Origin of the sequence: Lentzea albidocapillata subsp. violacea (genome assembly GCF_900100275.1) — a bacterium.
GTDB lineage: Bacteria > Actinomycetota > Actinomycetes > Mycobacteriales > Pseudonocardiaceae > Lentzea > Lentzea violacea.
Genome location: NZ_FNET01000025.1, coordinates 18,455 through 41,039, shown reverse-complemented (window position 1 = coordinate 41,039; position 22,585 = coordinate 18,455). Strand labels below are relative to the sequence as shown.

Sequence of the window (22,585 nt, the reverse complement as noted above, 5' to 3'; positions counted from 1 at the left end):
CGTGGCACTGACGGCGAAGGCTCCGGCGGAGTCGATGGCGGCTCGTCGAGCTAGCCATAGGCAGAAAACAGGGGCGGAAGGCCGGCAACCCTAAGGCTTCGTCAACAAGCCTTGTGGGGCTGTGGCGCGGACCACACCATTGACTCACCGAAGCACTTTCGGGGCAGTCAGGGGGTGGGGTCCAATGCCAAGGCCTTGGGGATTGTCAGGACCGGAGTTCCTTCAGCTGTACTGGATCGGGCTGGCATTGGCGGTGCTGGTCGCGATCGTCGTCCGGGTACGCGTGCGGGCGGGTCACAGCACCCAGCCCGTGCGCTCCCTGGACATGGACGAGCTCGCATATCTTGCGGGCGGTCCAAGGCGCGTGGTCGAGACGGCCGTCGCGCGACTGCTCACCGCGGGTGAGCTCAGGCCTTCACGGCGTGGCACCGTTCAGGCCACGTCCACCATGCAGTCGCTCAACCCGGTGGACCGCGCCGTCGTCACCGACTGCCAGCGCTACACCAACCGCACGGTCAACCTGATGATCCCCGCCGTCGCCGAGGACGGCGTGGTCACGGCCATCGGGCAGCGCCTCGAGGCCATGGGCCTCGTCGTCAACCCGGCCGTCGCGAAAAGCGCGCTGCGCAAGGGATCCATCGCGTTGTGGGTGCTGATCGTGATCGGGCTCGCACGGTGGGTGAACGGCATCGCGATCGGCGCGAACATCGGCTGGCTCACGGTGCAGCTCGTCCTCACCGGCCTGCTGATCCTGACGCTGCGCCTGACCCGGCGCGGCGGGCACATCCGCACCCGCAAGGGCGACCGCGTCCTCGACGACGCTCGCCGCACGAGCACCAGGGCGGCGGGAAGCGTGGACGAGGTCGTGTACGCGGGCGCGGCCGGCGCGGTCCTCTTCGGCGGTCTCGTCGTCTACCCGGATCTGGCGGTGCGCACCTCGTTGCTCGCCTCCTCCGGTTCCGGCAGCTACAGCAGCAGCGGCAGCGCGTGTTCAGCCGGTTCATCTTCGTGTTCCAGCGGAAGCAGCTGCGGGGGCGGAGGCGGCGGCTGCGGTGGTGGCGGCGGCTGATCGGTCGTTCGGTCCTATTCAGGTAACAACAGGAACCCAGGGGTAGATCTCACGTCGAAGATGCACTGACACCAGTGAGGGGAGTACTGATGTCCGAGTCTTCGGCACCGCACCGGACCACGTGGTCCGCGGAGGAGATCGGGTTCCTGGCAGGGGGACCGGGCAGGGCGGCGGAGGCCGTTCTCGCCCGGCTGCTGGACGGCGGTCTCGTGCGCGTCTCCCGCGAGGGACTCGTGACCGCCGTCCACCAGAACGGTTACGGTGCCAGAACCCCGCTGGAGGCGTACGTCCTCGCCGGACTGCAGGGCACCGCTCGTCCGATCAACCAGGTCGTGCAGGTCGCGATGGCCAGTCACGAGATGGGCGCGCTGCAAGCAAGCCTCGTCGCGCGCGGCATGGTGCACCGCGAGTTCGGAAAGCCGCGCGGCGGAAAGATCGCGTTGCGGGTGGTGCTGTTCCTGCTGGCGTTCGTGTCGGTGTTCGTCGCCTTCGCGATCGACACGAGGGTGTTCGTGCTGACGGCACTGCTGGTGTTCGTCGCGATCCTGCTGCGCAAACCAGGCAGGCTCACCAGGAACGGCAAGACCGTGTGGCTGTACGCGCTGAGGAATCCGAGCAGCAGTGCGGACGCCGTGGCGTTGTCCGGCCTGCGCCGGGGCAAGCAGCGCTCGACATCGTCCACTTCGTACGCCGCCGCCGGTTGCGGCTCGTACGACTGGAACCACCACAGTTGCGGCGGAACGTCGAGTTGTTCGAGCAACAGTTCGAGCAGTTGCAGCAGTTGCAGCAGTTCCAGTAGCAGTAGCTCGAGTTGTAGCAGTAGCAGCAGTAGCTGCGGCGGCGGAGGAGGAGGCGACTGATGGCGACATCGACGACAGCACGCGGAACACGGTTGCCCCCGGAGCAGATCGGCTACCTGGTGGCAGGACCCGGCCGGGCGGCGGAGACCGCGCTGGCCAGGCTGCTCGACGCCGATCTGGTGCGGGTGTCACGCGACGGGCTCGTGTCCGCCGTGCACCAGACCGAGCTGGGCGCCTCGACCGCGGTCGAGACGGTCATTCTCGTCAACCTGCGCAATACGATCCGGTTCGACGCGGTCGTGCGGAACGCCGCGAAAAGCGCGGAGATGCGGACGCTGCACCAGCAGCTGCGGGCACGCAGGCTGACCCGCAACCCCCGTCCCCGGCTCGCGGCGTGGTGGGTCTTCCTCGCGATCGGCGGCGTCCTGAGCCTGGCCGCCTTCCTGGAACCGTGGACCCTCTTCGGCGCGGTGGGGTTCCTGGGGGTCGCATACTGGACGTATGGCGCGAAACCGCTCACCAGGGCGGGCCGGGCCGCGTTGAAGGACGTGACCGCGAGCGACAGGGTTCTCGCCGTGGCGCTGGAAGGTTTCCGCGGCAGGATCGGCAATCAGAGTGCCGGCGAGCTCTTCGGGCTGCCGCAGAGCGTGGTCAAGATGCTGCCGCGCAAGAAGAAGAGGAAGGCTCGCGCCACGAGCGCGGCCGGCTGCGGCAGCGGGTGTGGCAGCAGCAGTTGTGGTGGCAGCAGTTGTTCGTCGGGCAGCAGCAGTAGCTGCAGTGGCGGCGGCAGCAGTTGTGGCGGTGGCGGCGGAGGCGGCGACTGATGGCGGGCATCAGGGACCTGGGCGTCGGCATCGGCTGGCGTTCGGAGATCGACCTGACCGTGGAACGGCTGCCCGGCGTGGACTTCGTCGAGGTCGTCGCCGAGAACCTCCACATCGGACACCTGCCGGAGTCGGTGACGCTGCTGCTGGAGCGCGGCGTCCCGGTACTCCCCCACGCCGTGTCGCTGTCGCTGGGCAGCGCCGACCAGGTCGACCTCCGCCGGGTCGAGCACCTGGGCGCCGTCGCCGAGGCGGTCGGCGCGCCGATGGTCAGCGACCACGTGTGCTTCGTACGGGCGGGCGGGCTCGACTCCGGCCACCTGATGCCGGTGCCCCGCACCAGGGACGCGCTCGACGTGCTCGTCGCGAACGTGCGGCTGGCGCAGCGGAACCTGCCCGTGCCGCTCGCGCTGGAGAACGTCGCGGCGCTGCTGGAGTGGCCGGACGGCGAGCTGTCCGAAGGCCAGTTCCTGGCCGAGCTCGTCGAGCGCACGGACTGCTGGCTGCTCGTGGACGTCGCGAACCTCTACGCGAACGCCCGCAACATCGGCACGGACCCGCAGCGGTTCCTCGACGAGATCCCGCTGGAGCGGCTGGCGTACGTGCACGTGGCCGGCGGCGAGCAGCACGGCGACATCTACCACGACACGCACGCGCACGCGGTTCTGCCGGAAGTCCTCGAAGTGCTGGACGAACTGTGCTCGCGCGTCGCCCCGCCCGGCGTTCTGCTGGAACGCGACGACAACTACCCGTCCGACACCGAAATCGCGGGCGAACTGGCCGCGATCCGTGCGGTGGTGGACAAACATCGTGACTGAAATCGTGAACGAGAGCAGCCTTTCGTCCGCACGCGAAAGGCTTGCCGCCCGGCAGGCCGAGCTGCTAAATGCATTGCTCGCGAACGGACCGGCACCGACGGGATTCGACGAACAACGCCTCGGCGTCGAACGCCGCGCGTTGTTGTCGAAACGGCGCGGCATCGTGCGGATGCTGGGACCCGAGGTCGCCGACGAGCTCGGCGACCGGTTCCGGTTGCTCTTCGACGCCTACGCCGCCGAATATCCACGTCGTGCGGGCTCTCGCGCGCGCGAGGATGCCGCGGCGTTCGAGGAATGGTGCCGCGCCTGCGGCGAACTGTCAGAAAAGCGCAAGGCACGCTGGAAGTTCTGGCAGTCGAACTGACGGGCGAGCAAACCGGGGGCCAGAATCCCCCGTTCGGCCCTGTGTGACCCCCAGCACCATCGATACGTTCGAAAGGGCTGGGGGACCTTTTCGCATTGCCTTCGCTTTGCCGCGAAAGGCCTTCCGGCCTGCGCGGACCACAGCGCGCAGAATTCGAACCACGAGGGGATTCGAATGCGCGGAAAATCCAAAGTGCTGGGCGCCGTCACGGCGCTCGCCCTGACCGTGGCACCGGCCGCCACAGCCGCGGCCGCTCCACCAGCGGGCAACGCCCCGCAGAGGACCGCCGACGAGGTCACCCTCGTCACGGGCGACAAGGTCCTGCTGGGACACGACCGGCAGGTAGTCGCGATCCAGCCCGGAGAGGGCCGCGGGAACATGGCCTTCAAGACCGCCCTCACCGCGGACGGTCACACGATGGTCGTGCCGAAGGACGCGTTCGAGCCCTTGGCGGCGGGCCGGCTCGACCGCAGACTGTTCGACGTCACCACGTTGCTGGAGTTCGGCTACCGCGACCGCATGCCGTTGATCGTGGACGGGCGGGCGAGACTCGGTGCCCGGTCCTCGGACGACTGGACGGCGCTCAAGGCCGGGGCCGCGACCGGTGACAAGGTCTGGCTCGACGGCATCCGCAAGCCGAGCCTCGACCGCAGCGTCGCCCAGATCGGCGCGCCGGCCGCCCACCAGAAGGGCATCACCGGCAAGGGGATCAAGGTCGCGATCGTCGACACCGGTGTCGACGAGAAGCACCCGGACCTCGCCGGTCAGCAGATCGCGGAGAAGAACTTCACCTCCGACCCCGACACCACCGACAACGTCGGCCACGGCACGCACGTCGGGTCGACGGTCGCGAGCCACGACTCGCAGTACGGCGGCGTCGCGCCGGGCGCGCAGCTCCTCGACGCGAAGGTCTGCGTCGAGTTCGGCTGCCAGGAGTCCTGGATCCTCGACGGCATGCGCTGGGCGGCGGAGCAGGGCGCCCAGGTCGTCAACATGAGCCTCGGCGGTGGCGACACCCCCGAGGTCGACCCGCTGGAGCAGGCCGTCAACGACCTGACGGCCCAGTACGGCACGTTGTTCGTCGTCGCGGCGGGCAACTCGGGTTCGCCCGGCTCGGTGAGCTCGCCCAGCACGGCGGAGGCCGCGCTGTCGGTCGGCGCCGTCGACCGCGACGACAAGATCGCGCCGTTCTCCAGCAAGGGCCCGCGCGTCGGAGACAGCGGGCTCAAGCCCGAGGTGACCGCGCCGGGCGTCGACATCGTCGCCGCCAAGGCCGGGACCACCGACCACTTCGCCGCCAGCGGCACGTCCATGGCGACCCCGCACGTGGCGGGCGCGGCGGCGTTGCTCAAGCAGCAGCATCCGGAGTGGACGCCGGCGCAGCTCAAGTCGGCGCTCGCGACCACGGCCAAGCCTGCCGAGGGCGTCAGCGCGTTCGACCAGGGCGCCGGGCGCATCAACGTGGCCAAGGCGATCGAGCAGGTGCTGACCGGCGACGTCGCCGTCAACCTCGGCCTGCACGAGTGGCCGCACGGTGACGACAAGCCGGTGACCAAGGCGATCACCTACACCAACCCGACGGACGCGGCGATCACGCTCGACCTCGCGTTCAGGGGCAGTGCCCCGGCGGGCATGTTCACGCTGGGAGCCACGAAGGTCACCGTGCCGGCCAAGGGCACCGCGTCGGTCGACGTCACGGGCGACTCGCGCGCCGGCACCCAGGACGCCGCGTACGCGGGCGAGGTCGTCGCCACGTCCGGTGCGCACACCGTCCGCACGCTCGTCGGCATCGACCGCGAGGTGGAGAGCTACACCCTCACGATCGACATGATCGGTCGCGACGGACAGGATCCGGGGACCTCGTTCACGTTCCTGGTCGGCCTGGACAACACCACGTTCAAGCCGGTCGCCGGTACGGGCGACGTGAAGATCCGCCTGCCCAAGGGCACCTACTTCCTCGACACGACGCTGTACAACGGCGAGCGGGGCATGGACCTGCTCTACCAGCCCACCGTGAAGCTGACCGGCGACGTGACGGTCAAGCAGGACGCCCGGCTGGCCCAGCCCGTGTCGGTGAAGGCGCCGGAGGAGACCGGTGACTTCACGCTCGGGATCATCGCCTTCCGCCGTGCGGTCGACGGCCAGAGCCGTCTGCAGGGCACCATGCTCGTGTTCGGCGGGTTCGAGGGCGTCGGGATCGCTCAGGCCGGCGGACCGCTGCCGCCCGGCGACCTGTCGTCGCTCGCGATGCTGCAGGCCAACACCACGGCCGACCCGCACACGTTCTACCGGCTCGCCTACCCGGTTCCCGGCGGTCTCCCCGTCGGCCTCGTCAAGGCGCCTGCCAGGAAGGACCTGGCCAGGGTCGAGTCCACCATCGGCGGCCAGAAGCCGGACAGCCAGGCGTCGAAGGGCGAGTTGCCGTTGTCCCCGCAGGGTCTGGGAGGCGGCACCGCGCTGTACCCGGTGGCGCCGGGCGCGACCGCGGTCGAGTACGTGACGACCGAGGACATGCGCTGGCAGTCCGCGATCATGACGCGGCACGCCAACGGCGCGCAGGAACGCATCACCTCGGCGCTCCGCACGTACAAGGCGGGCAGGACCTATCGGGAGCGCGAAGTCCGGCCGGTGTTCTCGCCGGGTCTGCCCGAGTCGCAGTACGGGTTCGTCGAGCGGTACGGCACGCAGTTCTACGTCGGCGTGCCGCTGACGAGCGACGGCACCCACGGCGACGGCACGTCCACTGTGGACAGCGCCAGGACCGCGTTGTACCGCAACGGTGTCCTGCTCGGTGAGACCACCACGCCAGGCGGGGTGTTCACCGTGCCGCTGCCGCGGGCCGACTTCCGCGCCGAGATGAGCGTCGACCGGAGCTCGCAGTTCGAGTTCAGCACCAAGGTGTCCGCGGTGTGGACCTTCAAGTCCCAGGGCACCGAGGGCAGGATCGACGCGCCGCCGTTGTCGGTGGTGAAGTTCGAACCGAAGCTCGACGCCAACGGCGCGGTGCCCGCGGGCACGTTGCAGCGCATCGGACTGCTCACCCAGACGCAGGGTGACGCGGGCAAGGTGCGCATCACCGGGGTCCAGTACTCGCACGACGACGGCAAGTCGTGGCGCCGTGCGGGAGTGGTCGGCAACAACGCGTTGGTCTACCACCCGGCGAACGCGCAGTGGACTTCGTTGAAGGCCACCGCGACGGACGCCAAGGGTGGAACCGTTGAACTGACCGTGATCCGCGCTTACCGGGTCACGGCAGGTTAAGTACCAGCTCGGCGGCCGGGACGCGGGTGCCCGTGTAGAAGGGGATTTCCTCTCGCACGTGCAGCCGCGCCTCGGTGCCGCGCAGGTGCCGCATGAGGTCGACGATGCGGTGCAGTTCGTCGGCCTCGAACGCGAGCATCCACTCGTAGTCGCCGAGAGCGAACGACGCGACGGTGTTCGCGCGCACGTCCGGGTAGTCGCGGGCCTCCTTGCCGTGGTCCGCCAGCATCTTGCGGCGGTCCTCCTCCGGCAGCAGGTACCACTCGTAGGACCGCACGAACGGGTAGACGCAGATGTACTTGCGCGCCTCTTCACCCGCGAGGAACGCGGGGATGTGGCTGCGGTTGAACTCCGCCGGGCGGTGCAGGGCGACCTGCGACCAGACCGGCGTGGAGACCTTGCCCAGCGGGGTGCGGCGGAAGCCCGTGTAGGCGGCCTGCACCTGCTCGATCTCCTCGGCGTGCCACCAGATCATGAAGTCGGCGTCGGCGCGCAGACCGGCCACGTCGTAGACGCCGCGCACGACGACGCCCTTGCCCTCCAACGCGTCCAGGTAGTTCTGGGTCTCACTGGCAGCGGCCGAACGGTCGTCCGGCAGCTTGCCGGGTTCGACCCGGAACACCGACCACATCGTGTAGCGGATGGTGTCGTTGAGCTCGTTGTAGTTCAGGCGCGCCATACGTCCATCTTGGCACGGGCCCCTCAACGGCGAACGCGGCCCAGCAGGTGTGCTGCGACACGGGCGGCGGCCGCGTCGGCGGTCGCGATGCAGGCGGGCACGCCCACTCCGTGCAGGGTGGCGCCCGCGACGGCGAGGCCCGGCACGTCGGCGATGCCGCGTTCGATCGTGTTCACCAGGTCGACGTGACCGACGCCGTACTGCGGCAGCCCACCGCCCCAGCGCTGCACCACGTAGTCGATCGGCGCGGCCCTGATCCCCGTCAGCTCGTGCAGGTCGTTGCGCACGGCCTTGACGAGGTCGGCGTCGCTGCGCTGCAGGAGCGCCGTCTCGCCGTGCCGCCCGACCGAACCGCGCACCAGCACGGGCTCCCCGTAGTGCGCCCATTTGCGGCTGGAGAACGTGAAGGCCTTGGCGGTGAAGGGGGTGATGCGGTCGGAGTACCGCTCCCCCTCCGCGATCAGGGTGCCGGAGCGCTGCGGCAGTTCGGTGCCCGGTGGCAGCGCCAGCGCGACCACGGCCATCGAGGCGACCTCGACCTTGCCGTACGCGGCCGACACCTGCGGGGCGATCTCGTGCAGCAGCTTGCGCGCGGACGGGGCCGGGACCGCGAGCACGACGCCGTCGCACTCCAGGTACTCCGGGGTCGCGGCCGAGCCGATCTCGAGCCGCCAGCCGGCGCCGAGCCACGACAGCACGCGGACCGGTAACCCGAGCCTGACCTCGGGCTTCGCGACCTCGGCGAGCCGGTCGACGAGCGACGACACGCCGTTGCAGAGGCTCGCGAACACCGGCGGGCGGGCGGCACGGGGCTGCGGTGGCGCGGGCATCATCATCGCGGCGGCCGCGAGCAGTGAGCCGACGCCCTTGTCCAGCAGGGTGGCGATCTGCGGCATCGTGGCGCGCAGGCCGAGCTCGTCCGCGCGGCCCGCGTAGACACCGCCCAGCAACGGGCCGACCAGGCGGTCCGCGATCTCCGAACCGAACCTGTCCTTCATCAGCGTGCCGACGGCGACGTCGCCGCCCCTGAGCTCGATCGGCGGCAGCGTCGGTTCCATCTCGACCCGCAGCGCGCCCTCGGACGACAGCATGTGCCGCACCGTCTCGACGCTCGCCGGAACGCCCATGAACGTGTGCGCGGGCAGCTGGTGCGTGCGCCCGGCCGCGTGCACGCTCGCCTTCGCGGCCGTCGGGTGCACGACGTCGCCGGCGAGCCCGACCTCGTTGATCAGCTCCTGCGCCTCGGGCTTGCGGTGCAGGAACGCCTCCGCGCCCACGTCGAACCGCACGCCCGCGAGTTCGGTCGTGCGCAGCTTGCCGCCGAGCCGGTCGGACTGCTCGATCACCGTGATCCGCGCGGCAGGGCCGAGCAGCATCCTCAACCGGTGTGCGGCGGCGAGACCCGAGATGCCTCCCCCGACGACTGCGACGTGCGGCGCTCTTCCGTGCATTACAAGCTGTGGATCAGTTCGACGGTCCGGGTGATGATCTCCGGATCGGTGTCGGGCAGCACGCCGTGGCCGAGGTTGAAGATGTGCCCCGCGGCGGCCTTGCCCTCGGCGTGGATGCGGCGCACCTCGCGTTCGACGGCGTCGAAGCCCGCGAAGAACAGCGCCGGGTCGAGGTTGCCCTGCACGACCGGCTTCGGCAGTTCGGGGTTCGCCTGCTCAAGGCGCCGCACGGCGACGTCCAGCGGGATGCGCCAGTCGACGCCGACGACGTCCGCGCCGGCCTCGCGCATCGCGGGCAGCAGCTCGCCGGTGCCGACGCCGAAGTGGATCCGCGGGACGGTGCCGATCGTCTCCAGGACGCGCTTCGAGTGCGGCAGGACGAACTCGCGGTAGTCGCGCTCGGACAGCGCGCCCGCCCACGAGTCGAACAGCTGGACCGCCTGGACGCCCGCGTCGAGCTGTGCGTGCAGGAACGCCGCCGTGACGTCGGCGATCTTGGCGAGCAGCGCGTGCCACAGCTCCGGGTTGCCGTGCATCAGCGCCTTGGTGCGCTCGTGGTTCTTGCTCGGCCCGCCCTCGACGAGGTACGAGGCCAGCGTGAACGGCGCTCCCGCGAACCCGATCAGGGCGACTTCCTGCGGAAGTTCCTTGAGCAGCAACCCGATCGCGTCCGCGACCGGCTGGACCTGCTCGGCGTGCAGTTCGGGAAGAGCCCGCACGTCCTCGAGCGTCCTGACCGGGTTCGCGACCACGGGACCGGTGCCCGCGACGATGTCGAGGTCGACGCCGGCGGCCTTGAGCGGCACGACGATGTCGGAGAAGAGGATCGCGCCGTCGACACCGTGCCGCCGGACGGGCTGCATGGTGATCTCGCAGACCATCTCCGGGTCCATGCACGCGTCGAGCATCACGGTGCCCTGGCGGAGCGCCCGGTACTCGGGCAGCGACCGTCCCGCCTGCCTCATGAACCAGACAGGGGTGTGCGACGGGGTGCCGCCACTTGCGGCCACAAGGAGGGGAACTTGAGTGCTCATATCTGTTTCATGGTCCCACGTCTCGGCGTGCCGCCATCACCCGGCCGGATTGCGAGGCATACAGTCAGTTGTGTGACCGAGCCGGAAATCTTCCGCCGGGCGGTGGGGACGCTCAAGTCGGTTCGCCACAGGCCCGAGATCGAACTCACCGAAGTTCGCCCGCCGCAGCGGCTCGCTCCGTGGGCGTACGCGCTGACGGCTGAGGTCACCGGCCCGTCGGACGAACTGTCGACCGGAAGGCTCGTGCTGCTGCACGATCCGGACGGCGACGAGGCGTGGGGCGGTGTCCTTCGCGTCGTGGCGTACGTGCGGGTCGAGCTGGACCACGAGCTGGCGTCCGATCCCCTGCTGCCCGAGGTCGGGTGGTCGTGGCTGACCGAGGCGCTGGAGCAGTCCGGGGCCGGGTTCACCGCGCTGGGCGGGACCGTGACGCAGACGTCGTCGGCCCGGTTCGGCGACATAGCGGGGCCCGCGCGCACCGATGATCTGGAGCTGCGCGCGTCGTGGACCGCGCTCGACGGAGAACTCGCCGAGCACGGCACCGCGTTCTACGAGCTGATGGCGACGGCCGTGGGGCTGCCGCCGGTCGGCGTCACCCTCTTCGGGCAGCGCTAGTCCTCGTCGGCTTCCCGCAGGACCCTGAGGACGTTCGCGCCCGCGAGTTTCGTGCAGTCGTCCTCGGACCAGCCCTTGTCGAGCAGCGCGCCGAAGAGACTGGGGTAGGTCGACACGTCCTCGAGGCCCTGCGGCAGCGCCTGGACGCCGTCGTAGTCGCCGCCGATGCCGAGGTGGTCGACGCCGACGACCTCACGGGCGTGGTCGAGGTGCAGGACCACGTCGTCGAGCGTGGCGGCCGGCTTCGGGTGCTCGACGACCCACTTCTCGGCGAACGCCTTGCGCTCCCCCATGTCGGCGTGGTTCGCGCCGGCGGCCGTCATGGCCTCACGAAGGGCTGCGTCCCATTCAGCGACACGTGGTGAGACGAAGTCCGGCACGAATGTGATCATGGCCACACCGCCGTTCGCCTTCAGCTTGACCAGCACGTCGTCCGGGATGTTGCGCGGGTGGTCCGCGACGCGACGGCACGACGAGTGACTGAAGATGACGGGCTTGACGCTCGTGTCGAGCGCGGCGTGCATCGTGCTGGGCGCGACGTGGCTCAGGTCGACGAGCATGCCGATCCGGTTCATCTCGCGCACGACGTCTCGGCCGAACTCCGTGAGCCCGTCGTGTTCTGGCTGGTCAGTCGCGCTGTCGGCCCACGGGGTGTTGTCGTTGTGGGTCAGCGTCATGTAACGGACGCCCAGGCGGCGCAAGGCGCGCAGGACGCCGAGTGAGGAGTTGATGGAGTGTCCGCCCTCGGCCCCGAGGAGGGAGGCGACACGCCCGGAGGCGAAAACTTCTTCGGCTTCGGCGGCGGTCGTCGCGATGCCCAGGTGATCGGAGTACCGCCCGGCCAGCTCGTAGACCAGCTCGATCTGCTCCAGCACGGCGGTCACCGCTCCGTCGCCCGCCAGCCGGCCGGGAATCCAGACGGACCAGAACTGCATCCCCAGGCCGCCCTCGCGCATTTTCACGAGGTCCGTGTGCAGGCTGGGATGACGTTCGGTGAGATCGATCTTCGCGGCGGTCGTGTAGACGTCCTCGCCCGTTCCGTCACCGAACTCGCGCAAAGCCCACGGCAGGTCGTTGTGGCCGTCGACGAGGGGGACACACTGCAGCAACGCCCGCGCTCGTTCGAGACCGGAACTGCTAGGCACAACCAACTCCAAGATGTCGTTCTGAGAGGGGCTCGCGTTACACCCCCTATCTAGTTGTCATCCAATCGTGTGACACATGGGGCCATCTGTCACAACTCAATAGGGATAGATACCCGATTGATCGTCCCGTAGACCCGCATGGGCGGCTACGCTGCCCCAGACGACACCACTTTCGGTCGATCAGTGGCGCGGCTGATTGGACGAAAGTCTCCGGTGCCGGTCGGGGGGCACGACCGACTCCAGGGAGGTAGTGACGTGGCTGCCGTCGGCTTAGGTCAGGCCGTTCGTACCACGCCAGCCGGCTCGTTGCCGGCGAACATGGTCCCGCACCCGCGGGAAGAGCTTTTTTCAGTGCTGGTGGTCGACGACCACCCACTGCTGAGGGAGGCGATATCAGCCCGGCTCACACAAATGGGAGCCGGCACAGTTCATGAGGCCGCTTCGGTGGCGGAGGCTCGGGCGCGGGCACTCGCTACCGGACCATGCGACCTCGCGATCCTCGATCTGGGTCTGCCGGATGGCACCGGCATCGACCTGGTCACGGAACTCCGTGCCCAGGGCTGGCCCCGCATCGTGGTCCTCGCATCCTCCGACGACCCCTACGCGGTCAGGTCGGCCTTCCAGGCGGGCGCCCAGGCGTACCTCCTGAAGTCCGCCTCTCCGATGGTGGTCACCGACGGGGTGCGCAGGGTTCTCGATGGTGGCGTTTACGCAGATCCGAGCGTGGCACCAGTACTCGCAGCGGGTACTCGGGTGCCGGGCACGGACAACACGCCGCGGGAACTCTCCGCGCGTGAGGTCGAGGTGCTCCAGCTGGTCGCCGATGGCCAGAGCAACAAGGAAATCGGCGAGGCTCTGAGCTTGTCCGCGTTGACGGTGAAGTCTCACCTGTCGCGGATCGGCCGGAAGCTGGGCACAGGAGATCGCGCTCAGATGGTCGCGCTGGCAATGCGTGCCGGCGTGATCCGTTAGATACCGGTTTGAAGCACTGAACCGGCCGAGAACACCTGTGAGTGGTGCGATCGTCGTAGGGTCATCCCCCGTGGATGTACCCGCCGACGAGCCAACCGCACCAACCGGACCAGAACCGGTACCGCTGACGGAACCTGCTGATGGGGTCCCGCCCGTGGTCGCCGATCCAGCTGCGCTCCGGCGAGCCGCTGACGCGCTCGCCGGGGCGAAGGGCCCGGTCGCGGTGGACACCGAGCGAGCCTCGGGCTACCGCTACTCACAGCGTGCCTATCTGGTGCAACTGCGCCGGGAAGGCGCCGGCACCTGGTTGGTCGACCCGATCGCCCTGGGCGGACGGCTAGACCCACTGGTGCAGGCGCTCGATGGCACTGAGTGGGTGTTGCACGCAGCGTCTCAGGACCTGCCGTGCCTCGCCGAACTCGGGCTACGCCCCGGCGTGCTGTTCGACACCGAGCTGGCGGGCAGGCTGGCTGGGTTCGAGCGTGTCGCACTGGGCACGCTGGTGGAACGGCTACTTGGTTACAGGCTCGAGAAGGGGCACGGCGCGGCCGACTGGTCGCGCCGGCCCCTTCCTGCCGATTGGCTGACGTACGCCGCTCTCGACGTGGAGCTGCTCGTGCAGCTGCGCGACGTTCTCGAAGCCGAGCTGCAGAGCCAGGGCAAACTCGCCTGGGCGCTCGAAGAGTTCGAGGCGGTGCGGACGGCGCCATCGCCGCGCCCCCGCACCGACCCCTGGCGGCGCACGTCGGGCATTCACCGCGTGCGCAACCAGCGGCAGCTGGCCCTCGTGCGTTCGCTGTGGGAAGCCCGCGACACCGTGGCCCGCGAACGCGATATCGCCCCCGGCCGAGTCCTCCCGGACTCCGCGCTCATGGAGGCAGCCGCCCGCAACCCGGCCAACGAGGCCGAACTGCTCGCCCTGCCGGTCTTCCGCGGCCGATCCCAGCGCCGCATGTCCGGCGTCTGGATGAACGCCCTGCGCAAGGCAGGCGCTCTGGCGAAGTCGGAACTCCCGGAGCCCGCGGGCCAGCACGACGGCCCGCCCCCGCCCAACCGCTGGGCGGACAAGGACCCGGACGCCGCAGCCCGCCTGGCCGCGACGAGAGCGGCACTGGCGACCATCGCCGAGGCGAACACCCTCCCGGTGGAGAACCTGCTGCTGCCCGACCTCGTGCGCCGCACCTGCTGGCAACCGCCGGCGGACCTCTCCCCCGAATCCGTGGCCACCGTGCTGCGCGACGGAGGCGCCAGGTCGTGGCAGATCGACCTCACGCTGGAAGCCCTCACCAAGGCACTGGCAGCGACAGCACCCACGCCGTCCGACCCTAACTGATATCCGATATATCAGTTAGGTCGTGCATTGACGACGGCCTCGACGTTCCCCTGGCCAAATCCGGTGCACCGTCGAGTGCCGTCGTCAACGCTGCTCAGGCCCGGCAACTGATCTCCATGCCGTCCTCGACGGGAAACGCGACGCTGACGTACCCGTTCGCCGGATCGCGCACGTACTCGAGGTAACCGGCCATCGAGTCCTGGTCGATGTCGTCAGCGACGACGAGCGCACCGCTCGCGAGCCGCGGCTCCAGATCCCGCAACACCGGCAGGCACAGCTCCTTCCACCCGTCGAGCAGCACCAGCCCGATCGGCCCCGCAAGATCCGCCAACGTGCGACGAGCGTCGCCGGGCAGGATCGTCACCACCCCACCGAGCCCCGCCTCGTCGAGGTTCTTCCGCGCCGCGGCGACCTTCGCCGAGGACATCTCCGTCCCGTAAACGTGCCCGCACCCGTTGTCCACGACAGCCGCCGCCAGGTAGAGCGTCGAGATCCCGAACGACGTGCCGAACTCGACGACGGTCTCCGGCCGGCTGGACCGCACGAGCCCATAGAGCAGCTCGCCGCCACTGGCCGAGATAGGCAGGTAAACCCCGGCCAACGCATCGGCGCGCTCCTGCGCACTACCCGCGCGCACCACATCCCACGGCGCATCGAACCCGTCATCCGCGCCAGCCGCACCGAAGAGCCGATCAAGCACCGAACGAACCCGCGCCTCAAACAAAGTGATCGCCATGCCCGCCACAGTAGACGCAACGTAGCGTCTAGCCTAGCCCTGACTAAAGTACGCCTCCTGGAGGTGGCGATGAAGAGCACCACGCATCGCGGAAACCGGCACGGCCGCAGCGAGGAAGCCAGACAGGCGGTCCTCGAAGCCGCCGACGACCTGCTGGCCGAACGAGGATTCGCCGGCGTGACGATCGAAGGCATCGCCGCACGAGCCGGCGTCGCCAAGCAGACGATCTACCGCTGGTGGCCGTCCAAGGTCGACGTACTACTGGAGGCGTTCACCGAGGACATGGCCGAACACCTCACCCCGCAGGACACCGGCGACCTGGGCACAGACATCCGCGCGCACCTGGCAACCCTGGCCGAGTTCCTCACCACCTCGGACCCAGGCGCGGTCTTCCGCGCCCTGACCGGCCAGGCCCAGCACGACCCACAACTCGCCGCCCGCCTGCGCGACGACCACCTAAGCCACCAACGCAACCGCGACCGCCTCCCCTTGCAACGCGCGATCGAACGCGGCGAACTCCCCGCCGACCTCGACGTCGAGACAGCACTCGACCACCTGGTAGGCCCGATCTACTACCGCGTCCTGGTCACCGGCGCCCCCGTCCCCCGCACCTTCACCGACGACCTGGCAGCAGCCTTCCTGCACCGCCACCAACCCCATAACTGATATATCGGTCCCCCGCCTCTATGCTGACCTGCCCCTTAGCAATGAGACTTTGGACTTCGTCCGCAAACGACCCATTGCAAGGGGCACCCACGATGATCAGCACCGCCCGCCTCGACCTGCTCCCGCTGCAAGCCGAGCACGCCGCCGAGATGGCCGAAGTGCTGGCGGACCCGGCCCTGCACGCGTTCACCGGCGGCACCCCGCTCTCCCCGGAAGCGCTGCTCGCCCGATACCAGCGATTGGCCGCGGGCTCGCCCGACCCTGCGGTGCGGTGGCTGAACTGGGTGATCCGGCTTCGCGACGAAGACCGCCTGACCGGCACGGTCCAGGCGACGATCACCCAAGCCGAAGCGTCGGCCGAAATCGCATGGGTCGTCGGCACGCGGTGGCAGCGCCGCGGCATCGCCCGCGAGGCAGCCCAAGGCCTCGTCAGCTGGCTGACCACCCAACCGGTCCGCACCGTGATCGCGCACGTCCACCCCGACCACCACGCGTCCACCGCCGTCGCCACGTCCGCCGGCCTCACCGCCACCGACGAGGTCCACGACGGCGAGACCCGCTGGCTTCTCCGCGTCCCGTGATCCCATCCCTTGCAATGACTCTTTTGCGGACGAAGTCCAAAGAGTCATTGCCAAGCAGCAGGTCACAGCAGGCAATGAACTGATATCGGCCGATATATCAGTCGGTCATGCGCTCGCCGAGCCGCTGGGCAAGGACGGCGACCTCGTCGTCGGGCACGTCGAGAACGCCGCGCGAAGCCTCGAAGGCGGCGATCTGCTGATCTTCGTAAGGCACACCCGGCGGCAACGGCGCGAGATGCCAGTGCACGTGCCGGTTGGCCTGCGGGCTGCCGAGCGACAGGACGTAGAGCCGTTCAACGGGCAGCAACGGGCGTGAAGTCGGCGATGGCGTGCTCGCGGTGGTCGACCGGCGCTACCAGGAAGTGGCCCGCCACCGAGGGGAACTTGCTCGCGAAGACGATCGCGGTGCCGTCACGGTAGGCGACGTGGTGCGGGTAGTCCGGGTTGCCGGCGAGGAGTTCGCAGATGAAGCACGCCCGGCGGGCGAGCGCCAGGTAGCTGTCGGAGTCCCAGGGCACGCGAGTGGTCATGATCCAGCTTTACCCGGCCGTCGCCAGCAGTGTTGTCAAGCGTCTGGACAGCTGCACCAGGACATGCCCGGCTGGACTGCCGCTCTTTCACGCAGGCCGATCGAAACGTTCCGCGGTCCCCAACCCTTTGCAACGAGTCTTTTGCAGACGAAGTCCAAAGAGTCATTGCTAAACAGCAGGTCACAAACCCAAAAACTAATATATTGCTCCGATATATCAGTTCGGGGCGGGCCCGTCGCCGATCATGTCGCGCGACACCTGAGCATGCGCAAGCCGCCGCAAGGCCTTGAGGACGGTGTCGCCGATGAGGGTGCCGACGACCATCGCCTCGATGACGTCATCGGGCGACGTATGCCGGACGACGTACTCGAGGTCAGCCTGCGCGATGATCTTCAACCCCTCCAGGTAGGGGTCGAGGAGGTCGCGGATCTGGTCATGGCCGATCGAGCGGCCCGAGGACAGCGCGGCCGCGAGCATGTGGGTCACGTTGGACTCGGTGACGTCGGCGCACTCCGTCTCGCCGTGCCTCGCGAAGAACGCCTGGACGTCCGCGACCGCCAGCGGGTCGAGCTCGACCGTGCCCGGCTGACTGATGGCCTCCTGGACGGCGCCGAGCTTGTTGTGCAGCGACTCGTCGCGGGTGTCGATGGCGGCGAGCACCTCGCGTACGGAGGCGATGGACAGGCCGCCCACGTCGATCAGTGCACGGACCAGGCGGAGGCGGCGCAGGTGCTCGTCGTCGTAGTAGGCCTGGTTCGGGCTGGTCAGCACGCCGGCGGGCAGCAGTCCCTCGCGCAGGTAGTACTTGATCGTCGGCACCGCGACGCCGCTTCGCTTGGATAGCTCGCCAACACGCATATGGATAGTGTAGCTTCCGGATAGTAGAGAGTGCCGCTATCCATTCAGGGGGTATAGAGAGATGCTTCGCACGTGGCACCGGCCGTTAGTCCTGTTCGGCTGGTCGATGGCGCTTCTGATTCCGGTCTCACTCCTCGGGCTGCTGGTCGACGATCGAATGCTGGTCGGTTCGCCGATCTGGCTCAAGCCGTTCAAGTTCGCCGTGTCGCTGGCGCTCTACGCGTTCACGCTGGCGTGGCTGCTCACGTACCTGAAGAGGTTCCAGCGCGTCGGCTGGTGGGCCGGCACCGTCCTGGCGACGGCCGGAGCGCTGGAGATGGTCGTCATCGTCGGCCAGGTCGTGCGGGGCAGGCGCAGTCACTTCAACTTCGAGACGCCGCTCGACACGGCGCTGTTCTCGATCATGGGCTCGACGATCGTCGTGTTGTGGGTGACGCACGCGATCGTCGCGGTCCTGCTGTGGCGCACGAAGATCGAGAACGAGGCCCTGTCGTGGTCGATCCGGCTCGGGCTCGTCATCTCGTTCCTGGGGCTCGGCGTCGGGTTCCTGATGACGCAGCCGAAGCCCGGCCAGGCCCTCGACGGCGGCACGCTCGGCTCGCACACGGTCGGCGCGCCCGACGGCGGTGCCTACATGGCGATCACCGGGTGGAGCACCGAGCACGGCGACCTGCGGGTCGGGCACTTCGTGGGCATGCACGCGTTGCAGGTGTTGCCTGTGCTCGTCGCGCTTCTCGGCCACCGCGCCAACGCGAAGCTCGCCTGGGTCCTCAGCGGGTCGTTCCTGGGCATCTTCCTGCTCGTGACCTGGCAGGCGTTGCGCGGCCAGCCCCTGTTCCAGCCCGACGGCACGACGTTGCTCGCGCTCGCCGGGATCATCGTCGCGACCGCGCTCGGCGTGGTGTGGGCGCGCGCACCGAAGAAGGAGCTGGTGGACGCATGATCGCCACCCTGTTCGACCTGACCTTCCTGCTGATCGCGCCGTTCTGGGCGCTCATGATCTTCGCGCCGAAGTGGTCGTGGACGCGGCGGATCGCCGAGTCCTACCTGATCGTGCTGCCGCCGGTCGTGATCTACATCGTGCTGATGGTCCCCGTGCTGCCGGAGCTGCTGCCGCTGGTCACGAGGCCCGAGATCGGCGCGCTGGCCGAGTTCATGAGCACGCCGACGGGCGCGGCGCTGGTGTGGGCGCACATGCTCGCGTGGGACCTGTTCGTCGGGCGCTGGATGTACCTCGAAGGGCGGCGGCTCGACGTCCACCCGCTGGTCATGGCACCCGTTCTGGTGATCACGATTCTGCTGGCTCCCGTCGGGTTGCCGCTGTTCCTGATCGTGCGCAAGGTGTGTGACACAAAGAACAGGGGTGCCGCTGTGGTTACTCACCAGTAACTAGGGTTAGAGTTGGCGTTACCGACCGGTAGGGATGTCGCGCAGCCCGGCCGGTAGTGGACAGAGTTGTCACCACAAGTGGAGGAGACGCCGTGGCCGCACCAGCAGCGCCGGCACGGGTTCGGAACGTGGTCTTCGTCGACGGCGTCCGCACGCCGTTCGGCAAGGCCGGCCCCAAGGGGATTTTCGCCGAGACCCGTGCCGACGACCTCATCGTGAAGGTCATCCGTGAGCTGCTGCGCAGGCACCCCGAGCTGCCGCCGGAGCGGGTCGACGAGGTCGCCATCGCCGCGACCACGCAGATCGGCGACCAGGGCCTCACGCTCGGCCGCACCGCCGCACTGCTCGCGGGCCTGCCGAAGTCGGTCCCCGGCTACTCGATCGACCGCATGTGCGCGGGCGCGATGACCGCCGTGACCACGGCCGCGAGCGGCATCGCGTTCGGCGCCTACGACGTCGCCATCGCGGGCGGTGTCGAGCACATGGGCCGCCACCCGATGGGCGAGGGCGTCGACCCGAACCCGCGCTTCCTGTCGGACCGGATCGTCGACACCAGCGCGCTCGTGATGGGCCAGACCGCCGAGAACCTGCACGACCGGTTCCCGCACATCACCAAGGACCGCACCGACGCCTACGCGGCCGCTTCCCAGGCCAAGTACGCCGACGCGCTCAAGAACGGCAAGATCGGGCCGGAGCTCGTGCCCGTCGCGACCCGTTCGGCGGAGAACGGCTGGGGCCTCGCGACGGCCGACGAGCCGCCGCGTCCGGGCACCACGGTCGAGGACCTGGGCAAGCTCAAGACCCCCTTCCGCCCGCACGGCCGGATCACCGCGGGCAATGCGGCGGGTCTGAACGACGGCGCGACCGGCTGCATCCTCGCCGAGGAGGAGACCGCGCGCGAACTCGGCCTTCCCATCGGCATGCGGATGGTCGGCTACTCCTTCCTGGGTGTCGAGCCCGAGGTCATGGGCATCGGCCCGGTGCCGGCCACCGAGAAGGCTCTCCAGCGCGCCGGTCTGTCCATTGAGGACATCGGCCTGTTCGAGGTCAACGAGGCGTTCGCCATTCAGGTGCTCGCGTTCCTCGACCACTTCGGCATCGCCGACGACGACGCCCGCGTGAACCAGTGGGGCGGCGCGATCGCGACCGGCCACCCGCTGGCTTCGAGCGGCGTGCGCCTGATGACGCAGCTGTCGCGTCAGTTCGCCGAGCGTCCGGACGTGCGCTACGGCCTCACCACCATGTGCATCGGCATCGGCATGGGCGGGACCGTTATCTGGGAGAACCCGAACTGGAGTGGCAACAAGTGACCATCACCGCTGAGGAAGCAAAGGCGATCTTCCCCGACGAGGTCGTCACCCACGCCAGGACTCGGCTGATCTCGGTGCCGGGCCTGGACAAGCCGGTCGCGTTCATCACGATCGACAACGGCCTGGACCACACCCGCCCGTCGACGTTCGGCCCGCAGTCGCTCGTCTCGCTCGGCGCGGCGTTCGACGAGGCCTACGCCGCCGGCCCGGCCGCGATCGCGGTGACCGGCAAGCCGTTCATCTTCGCCGTCGGCGCGGACCTGACCGCCGTCGAGCAGGCCACGGACCGCTCGCAGGGCGTCACGATCGGCCAGCTGGGCCACGAGGTCTTCAAGAAGTTCACCGACTCGGACATCCCGACTTTCGCCTTCGTCAACGGCGCGGTCATGGGCGGTGGCCTGGAGCTCGCGCTGTCGTGCCACTACCGCACGCTGGCGTCGAACGCGGCCGCGATCGCGCTGCCCGAGGTGTTCCTGGGCCTGTTCCCGGGCTGGGGCGGCACGCAGCTGCTGCCGAACCTGATCGGCGCCAACGACGCCGTGACGGTGATCTTCGAGAACGCGTTGAACCAGAACAAGATGCTCAAGCCGAAGGAAGCTCTCGCGCTGGGCATCGCGGACGTGCTGTTCGACTCCGCCGACTACCTGGAACAGTCGCTGCTGTGGCTGTCCGGCGTCGTGCGCGGTGAGATCTCCGTGCCCCGCAAGGAGATCGACCGCGGTGACGCGTGGGACGCGGCCGTCGCGCGCGCCAAGGGCATCGTGCACGGCAAGACCAAGGGCGCGGCGCCGGGTGCGCAGAAGGCTCTGGAACTGCTGGAGCTGGCGCGCGAGAACGACCTGGAGAAGGGCTACGCCGCCGAGACCGAGGGCCTCGCGGACCTCGTCATGAGCGACGAGCTGCGTGCGGGCCTGTACTCGTTCAACCTGGTGCAGAAGCGCGCGAAGCGTCCGGCCGGGGCGCCGGACAAGTCGCTGGCGCGCAAGGTCACCAAGGTCGGTGTCGTCGGCGCGGGCCTGATGGCCTCGCAGATGGCGCTGCTGTTCATCCGCCGCCTGCACGTGCCGGTCGTGCTGACCGACATCGACCAGGCGCGCGTGGACAAGGGTGTCGGCTACGTCCACAGCGAGATCGACAAGCTGGCGGGCAAGAAGCGGATCTCGCCGGACGAGGCGAACCGCCTCAAGGCGCTGGTCTCCGGCTCGCTCGACAAGTCCGCGTTCTCCGACGCCGACTTCGTGATCGAGGCCGTGTTCGAGGACCTCGCCGTGAAGCAGCAGGTGTTCGCCGAGGTCGAGGAGCACGTCTCCGCCGAGGCGATCCTCGCCACGAACACGTCGTCGCTGTCCATCACGGACATGGCGTCGAAGCTCAAGCATCCCGAGCGGGTCGTGGGCTTCCACTTCTTCAACCCGGTCGCGGTCATGCCGCTGCTGGAGATCGTGCGCGCCGAGCAGACCGACGACGCCACGCTCGCCACGGCGTTCTCCATCGGCAAGCAGCTCAAGAAGTCCTCGGTGCTGGTGAAGGACGCGCCCGCGTTCGTCGTGAACCGCCTGCTGACCCGCTTCATGGGCGAGGTCATCAAGTCGGTCGACGAGGGCACGTCGTTCGAGGTCGCCGACAAGGCCACCGAGCCGCTCGGCCTGCCGATGTCGCCGATGATCCTGCTGCAGCTCGTCGGGTCCGCCGTCGCGCTGCACGTGTCGGAGACGATGCACGGCGCGTTCCCGGACCGTTTCTCGGTGTCGGAGAACATGAAGAAGTTCGTCGCCGCCGGCAAGGGCGCGGTCTGGCAGTGGGACTCCACGGGCGCGCAGACCGTCGACCCCGAGGTCCAGGCGCTGTGGGAGTTCGGCGACTCGCCGCTGACGGGTGACGAGGTCAAGACCCGCGCGCTGGAGGCGCTGGCCGAGGAGATCCGGATCATGCTCGACGAGGGCGTGGTCGCGGAGGCTCAGGACATCGACCTGTGCATGCTCCTGGGCGCCGGGTGGCCGTTCTGGCTGGGCGGCATCACGCCGTACCTGGACCGCACCGGCATCTCGGAGAAGGTGACCGGAAAGCGTTTCCTGGCACCGGGTGTGGCCTCCGTGCCCGCCTGATCGCCGCAACGTTCAGGGGCGCCTTCCACCGGCTGGTGGAGGGCG

Annotated in this window: 23 protein-coding genes; 15 read left to right on the top strand and 8 right to left on the bottom strand. The window is 69.0% G+C overall.

Going from position 1 to position 22,585, the window contains the following annotated elements:
- Positions 1–184: 184 nt before the first annotated feature.
- From BLR21_RS35660 to BLR21_RS35635, 6 genes are all read left to right on the top strand, one after another.
- Positions 185–1,069, top strand: a complete 885-nt coding sequence (locus BLR21_RS35660) for a TIGR04222 domain-containing membrane protein (RefSeq protein ID WP_090013443.1) — start codon at positions 185–187, stop codon at positions 1,067–1,069.
- 89 nt (positions 1,070–1,158) lie between these two features.
- A complete protein-coding gene (locus BLR21_RS35655) occupies positions 1,159–1,929 on the top strand; it encodes a TIGR04222 domain-containing membrane protein (RefSeq protein ID WP_090013441.1) in 771 nt (256 codons plus the stop codon).
- Positions 1,929–2,693, top strand: coding sequence for a TIGR04222 domain-containing membrane protein (locus BLR21_RS35650; protein ID WP_090013438.1), 765 nt, complete (start codon positions 1,929–1,931; stop codon positions 2,691–2,693). Before BLR21_RS35655 ends, BLR21_RS35650 begins: the two co-directional genes overlap by 1 nt.
- Positions 2,693–3,511: an MbnB/TglH/ChrH family RiPP precursor modification enzyme gene (locus tag BLR21_RS35645; RefSeq protein ID WP_090013435.1), complete on the top strand. Its 819-nt coding sequence runs from the start codon at positions 2,693–2,695 to the stop codon at positions 3,509–3,511. Before BLR21_RS35650 ends, BLR21_RS35645 begins: the two co-directional genes overlap by 1 nt.
- A complete protein-coding gene (locus BLR21_RS35640) occupies positions 3,504–3,875 on the top strand; it encodes an SCO6045 C-terminal-like domain-containing protein (RefSeq protein ID WP_256335144.1) in 372 nt (123 codons plus the stop codon). Before BLR21_RS35645 ends, BLR21_RS35640 begins: the two co-directional genes overlap by 8 nt.
- A gap of 174 nt (positions 3,876–4,049) precedes the next feature.
- Positions 4,050–7,136 carry a S8 family peptidase gene (locus BLR21_RS35635; protein ID WP_090013430.1) on the top strand — a complete coding sequence of 1,029 codons (3,087 nt, stop codon included), beginning with the start codon at positions 4,050–4,052 and terminating at the stop codon, positions 7,134–7,136.
- On the opposite strand, the gene hemQ is transcribed toward BLR21_RS35635, so the two are convergent.
- Genes hemQ through hemE form a run of 3 tightly spaced genes read right to left on the bottom strand, consistent with a single transcriptional unit; the run spans position 7,123 to position 10,300 of the window.
- The gene (gene hemQ, locus BLR21_RS35630) at positions 7,123–7,815 is read right to left on the bottom strand and encodes a hydrogen peroxide-dependent heme synthase (protein WP_090013428.1); all 693 of its coding nucleotides are present in this window, start codon (positions 7,813–7,815) and stop codon (positions 7,123–7,125) included. The two genes, BLR21_RS35635 and hemQ, sit on opposite strands and share 14 nt — an antisense overlap.
- Positions 7,816–7,838: 23 nt before the next feature.
- Positions 7,839–9,266 carry a protoporphyrinogen oxidase gene (hemG, locus tag BLR21_RS35625; RefSeq protein ID WP_090013424.1) on the bottom strand — a complete coding sequence of 476 codons (1,428 nt, stop codon included), beginning with the start codon at positions 9,264–9,266 and terminating at the stop codon, positions 7,839–7,841.
- Complete coding sequence (hemE, locus tag BLR21_RS35620) at positions 9,266–10,300, bottom strand: uroporphyrinogen decarboxylase (protein WP_090013421.1); 1,035 nt, start codon at positions 10,298–10,300, stop codon at positions 9,266–9,268. The genes hemG and hemE overlap by 1 nt, the downstream gene beginning before the upstream one ends.
- 72 nt (positions 10,301–10,372) lie before the next feature.
- On the opposite strand from hemE, the gene BLR21_RS35615 reads away from it, so the two are divergent.
- The gene (locus BLR21_RS35615; protein WP_030479951.1) at positions 10,373–10,915 is read left to right on the top strand and encodes a DUF3000 domain-containing protein; all 543 of its coding nucleotides are present in this window, start codon (positions 10,373–10,375) and stop codon (positions 10,913–10,915) included.
- Here BLR21_RS35615 and BLR21_RS35610 read toward each other — a convergent pair.
- Positions 10,912–12,060 (bottom strand): dipeptidase, encoded by a 1,149-nt coding sequence (locus BLR21_RS35610; protein ID WP_090013419.1) that lies wholly within the window; start codon positions 12,058–12,060, stop codon positions 10,912–10,914. The genes BLR21_RS35615 and BLR21_RS35610 overlap by 4 nt on opposite strands.
- 255 nt (positions 12,061–12,315) lie before the next feature.
- Between BLR21_RS35610 and BLR21_RS35605 the strand changes: the two genes are divergently transcribed.
- Both BLR21_RS35605 and BLR21_RS35600 read left to right on the top strand, forming a co-directional pair.
- Positions 12,316–13,032 (top strand): response regulator, encoded by a 717-nt coding sequence (locus tag BLR21_RS35605; protein ID WP_015099292.1) that lies wholly within the window; start codon positions 12,316–12,318, stop codon positions 13,030–13,032.
- Between the two features lie 70 nt (positions 13,033–13,102).
- On the top strand, positions 13,103–14,365 hold the full coding sequence (locus tag BLR21_RS35600; protein WP_090013416.1) for a ribonuclease D: 1,263 nt from the start codon (positions 13,103–13,105) through the stop codon (positions 14,363–14,365).
- A 94-nt stretch (positions 14,366–14,459) separates the two neighbouring features.
- Here the strand turns inward: BLR21_RS35600 and BLR21_RS35595 are convergent, their stop codons facing one another.
- Positions 14,460–15,101 carry an O-methyltransferase gene (locus tag BLR21_RS35595; RefSeq protein WP_090013415.1) on the bottom strand — a complete coding sequence of 214 codons (642 nt, stop codon included), beginning with the start codon at positions 15,099–15,101 and terminating at the stop codon, positions 14,460–14,462.
- Positions 15,102–15,170: 69 nt separating this feature from the next.
- Between BLR21_RS35595 and BLR21_RS35590 the strand changes: the two genes are divergently transcribed.
- Positions 15,171–15,767 carry a TetR/AcrR family transcriptional regulator gene (locus BLR21_RS35590; protein WP_090013412.1) on the top strand — a complete coding sequence of 199 codons (597 nt, stop codon included), beginning with the start codon at positions 15,171–15,173 and terminating at the stop codon, positions 15,765–15,767.
- A 92-nt stretch (positions 15,768–15,859) separates the two neighbouring features.
- On the top strand, positions 15,860–16,348 hold the full coding sequence (locus BLR21_RS35585) for a GNAT family N-acetyltransferase (RefSeq protein ID WP_090013409.1): 489 nt from the start codon (positions 15,860–15,862) through the stop codon (positions 16,346–16,348).
- 97 nt (positions 16,349–16,445) lie between these two features.
- On the opposite strand, the gene BLR21_RS43335 is transcribed toward BLR21_RS35585, so the two are convergent.
- The 3 genes from BLR21_RS43335 to BLR21_RS35575 all read right to left on the bottom strand — a co-directional run bounded on the left by BLR21_RS43335 (position 16,446) and on the right by BLR21_RS35575 (position 17,736).
- Complete coding sequence (locus tag BLR21_RS43335; RefSeq protein WP_218131064.1) at positions 16,446–16,655, bottom strand: hypothetical protein; 210 nt, start codon at positions 16,653–16,655, stop codon at positions 16,446–16,448.
- The gene (locus BLR21_RS43330) at positions 16,642–16,878 is read right to left on the bottom strand and encodes a hypothetical protein (protein ID WP_218131063.1); all 237 of its coding nucleotides are present in this window, start codon (positions 16,876–16,878) and stop codon (positions 16,642–16,644) included. The genes BLR21_RS43335 and BLR21_RS43330 overlap by 14 nt, the downstream gene beginning before the upstream one ends.
- Positions 16,879–17,094: 216 nt before the next feature.
- On the bottom strand, positions 17,095–17,736 hold the full coding sequence (locus tag BLR21_RS35575) for a MerR family transcriptional regulator (protein ID WP_090013407.1): 642 nt from the start codon (positions 17,734–17,736) through the stop codon (positions 17,095–17,097).
- A gap of 61 nt (positions 17,737–17,797) precedes the next feature.
- Here BLR21_RS35575 and BLR21_RS35570 point away from each other — a divergent pair, with 61 nt between their 5' ends.
- From BLR21_RS35570 to BLR21_RS35555, 4 genes are all read left to right on the top strand, one after another.
- Entirely contained in the window at positions 17,798–18,679 is an 882-nt protein-coding gene (locus BLR21_RS35570; RefSeq protein ID WP_090013404.1) for a hypothetical protein, read from the top strand.
- Positions 18,676–19,125: an ABA4-like family protein gene (locus BLR21_RS35565; RefSeq protein ID WP_090013401.1), complete on the top strand. Its 450-nt coding sequence runs from the start codon at positions 18,676–18,678 to the stop codon at positions 19,123–19,125. Before BLR21_RS35570 ends, BLR21_RS35565 begins: the two co-directional genes overlap by 4 nt.
- A gap of 92 nt (positions 19,126–19,217) precedes the next feature.
- Positions 19,218–20,435, top strand: a complete 1,218-nt coding sequence (locus BLR21_RS35560; RefSeq protein WP_090013399.1) for a thiolase family protein — start codon at positions 19,218–19,220, stop codon at positions 20,433–20,435.
- Positions 20,432–22,540 carry a 3-hydroxyacyl-CoA dehydrogenase NAD-binding domain-containing protein gene (locus BLR21_RS35555; RefSeq protein WP_090013397.1) on the top strand — a complete coding sequence of 703 codons (2,109 nt, stop codon included), beginning with the start codon at positions 20,432–20,434 and terminating at the stop codon, positions 22,538–22,540. The genes BLR21_RS35560 and BLR21_RS35555 overlap by 4 nt, the downstream gene beginning before the upstream one ends.
- The last annotated feature ends 45 nt before the right edge of the window (positions 22,541–22,585 follow it).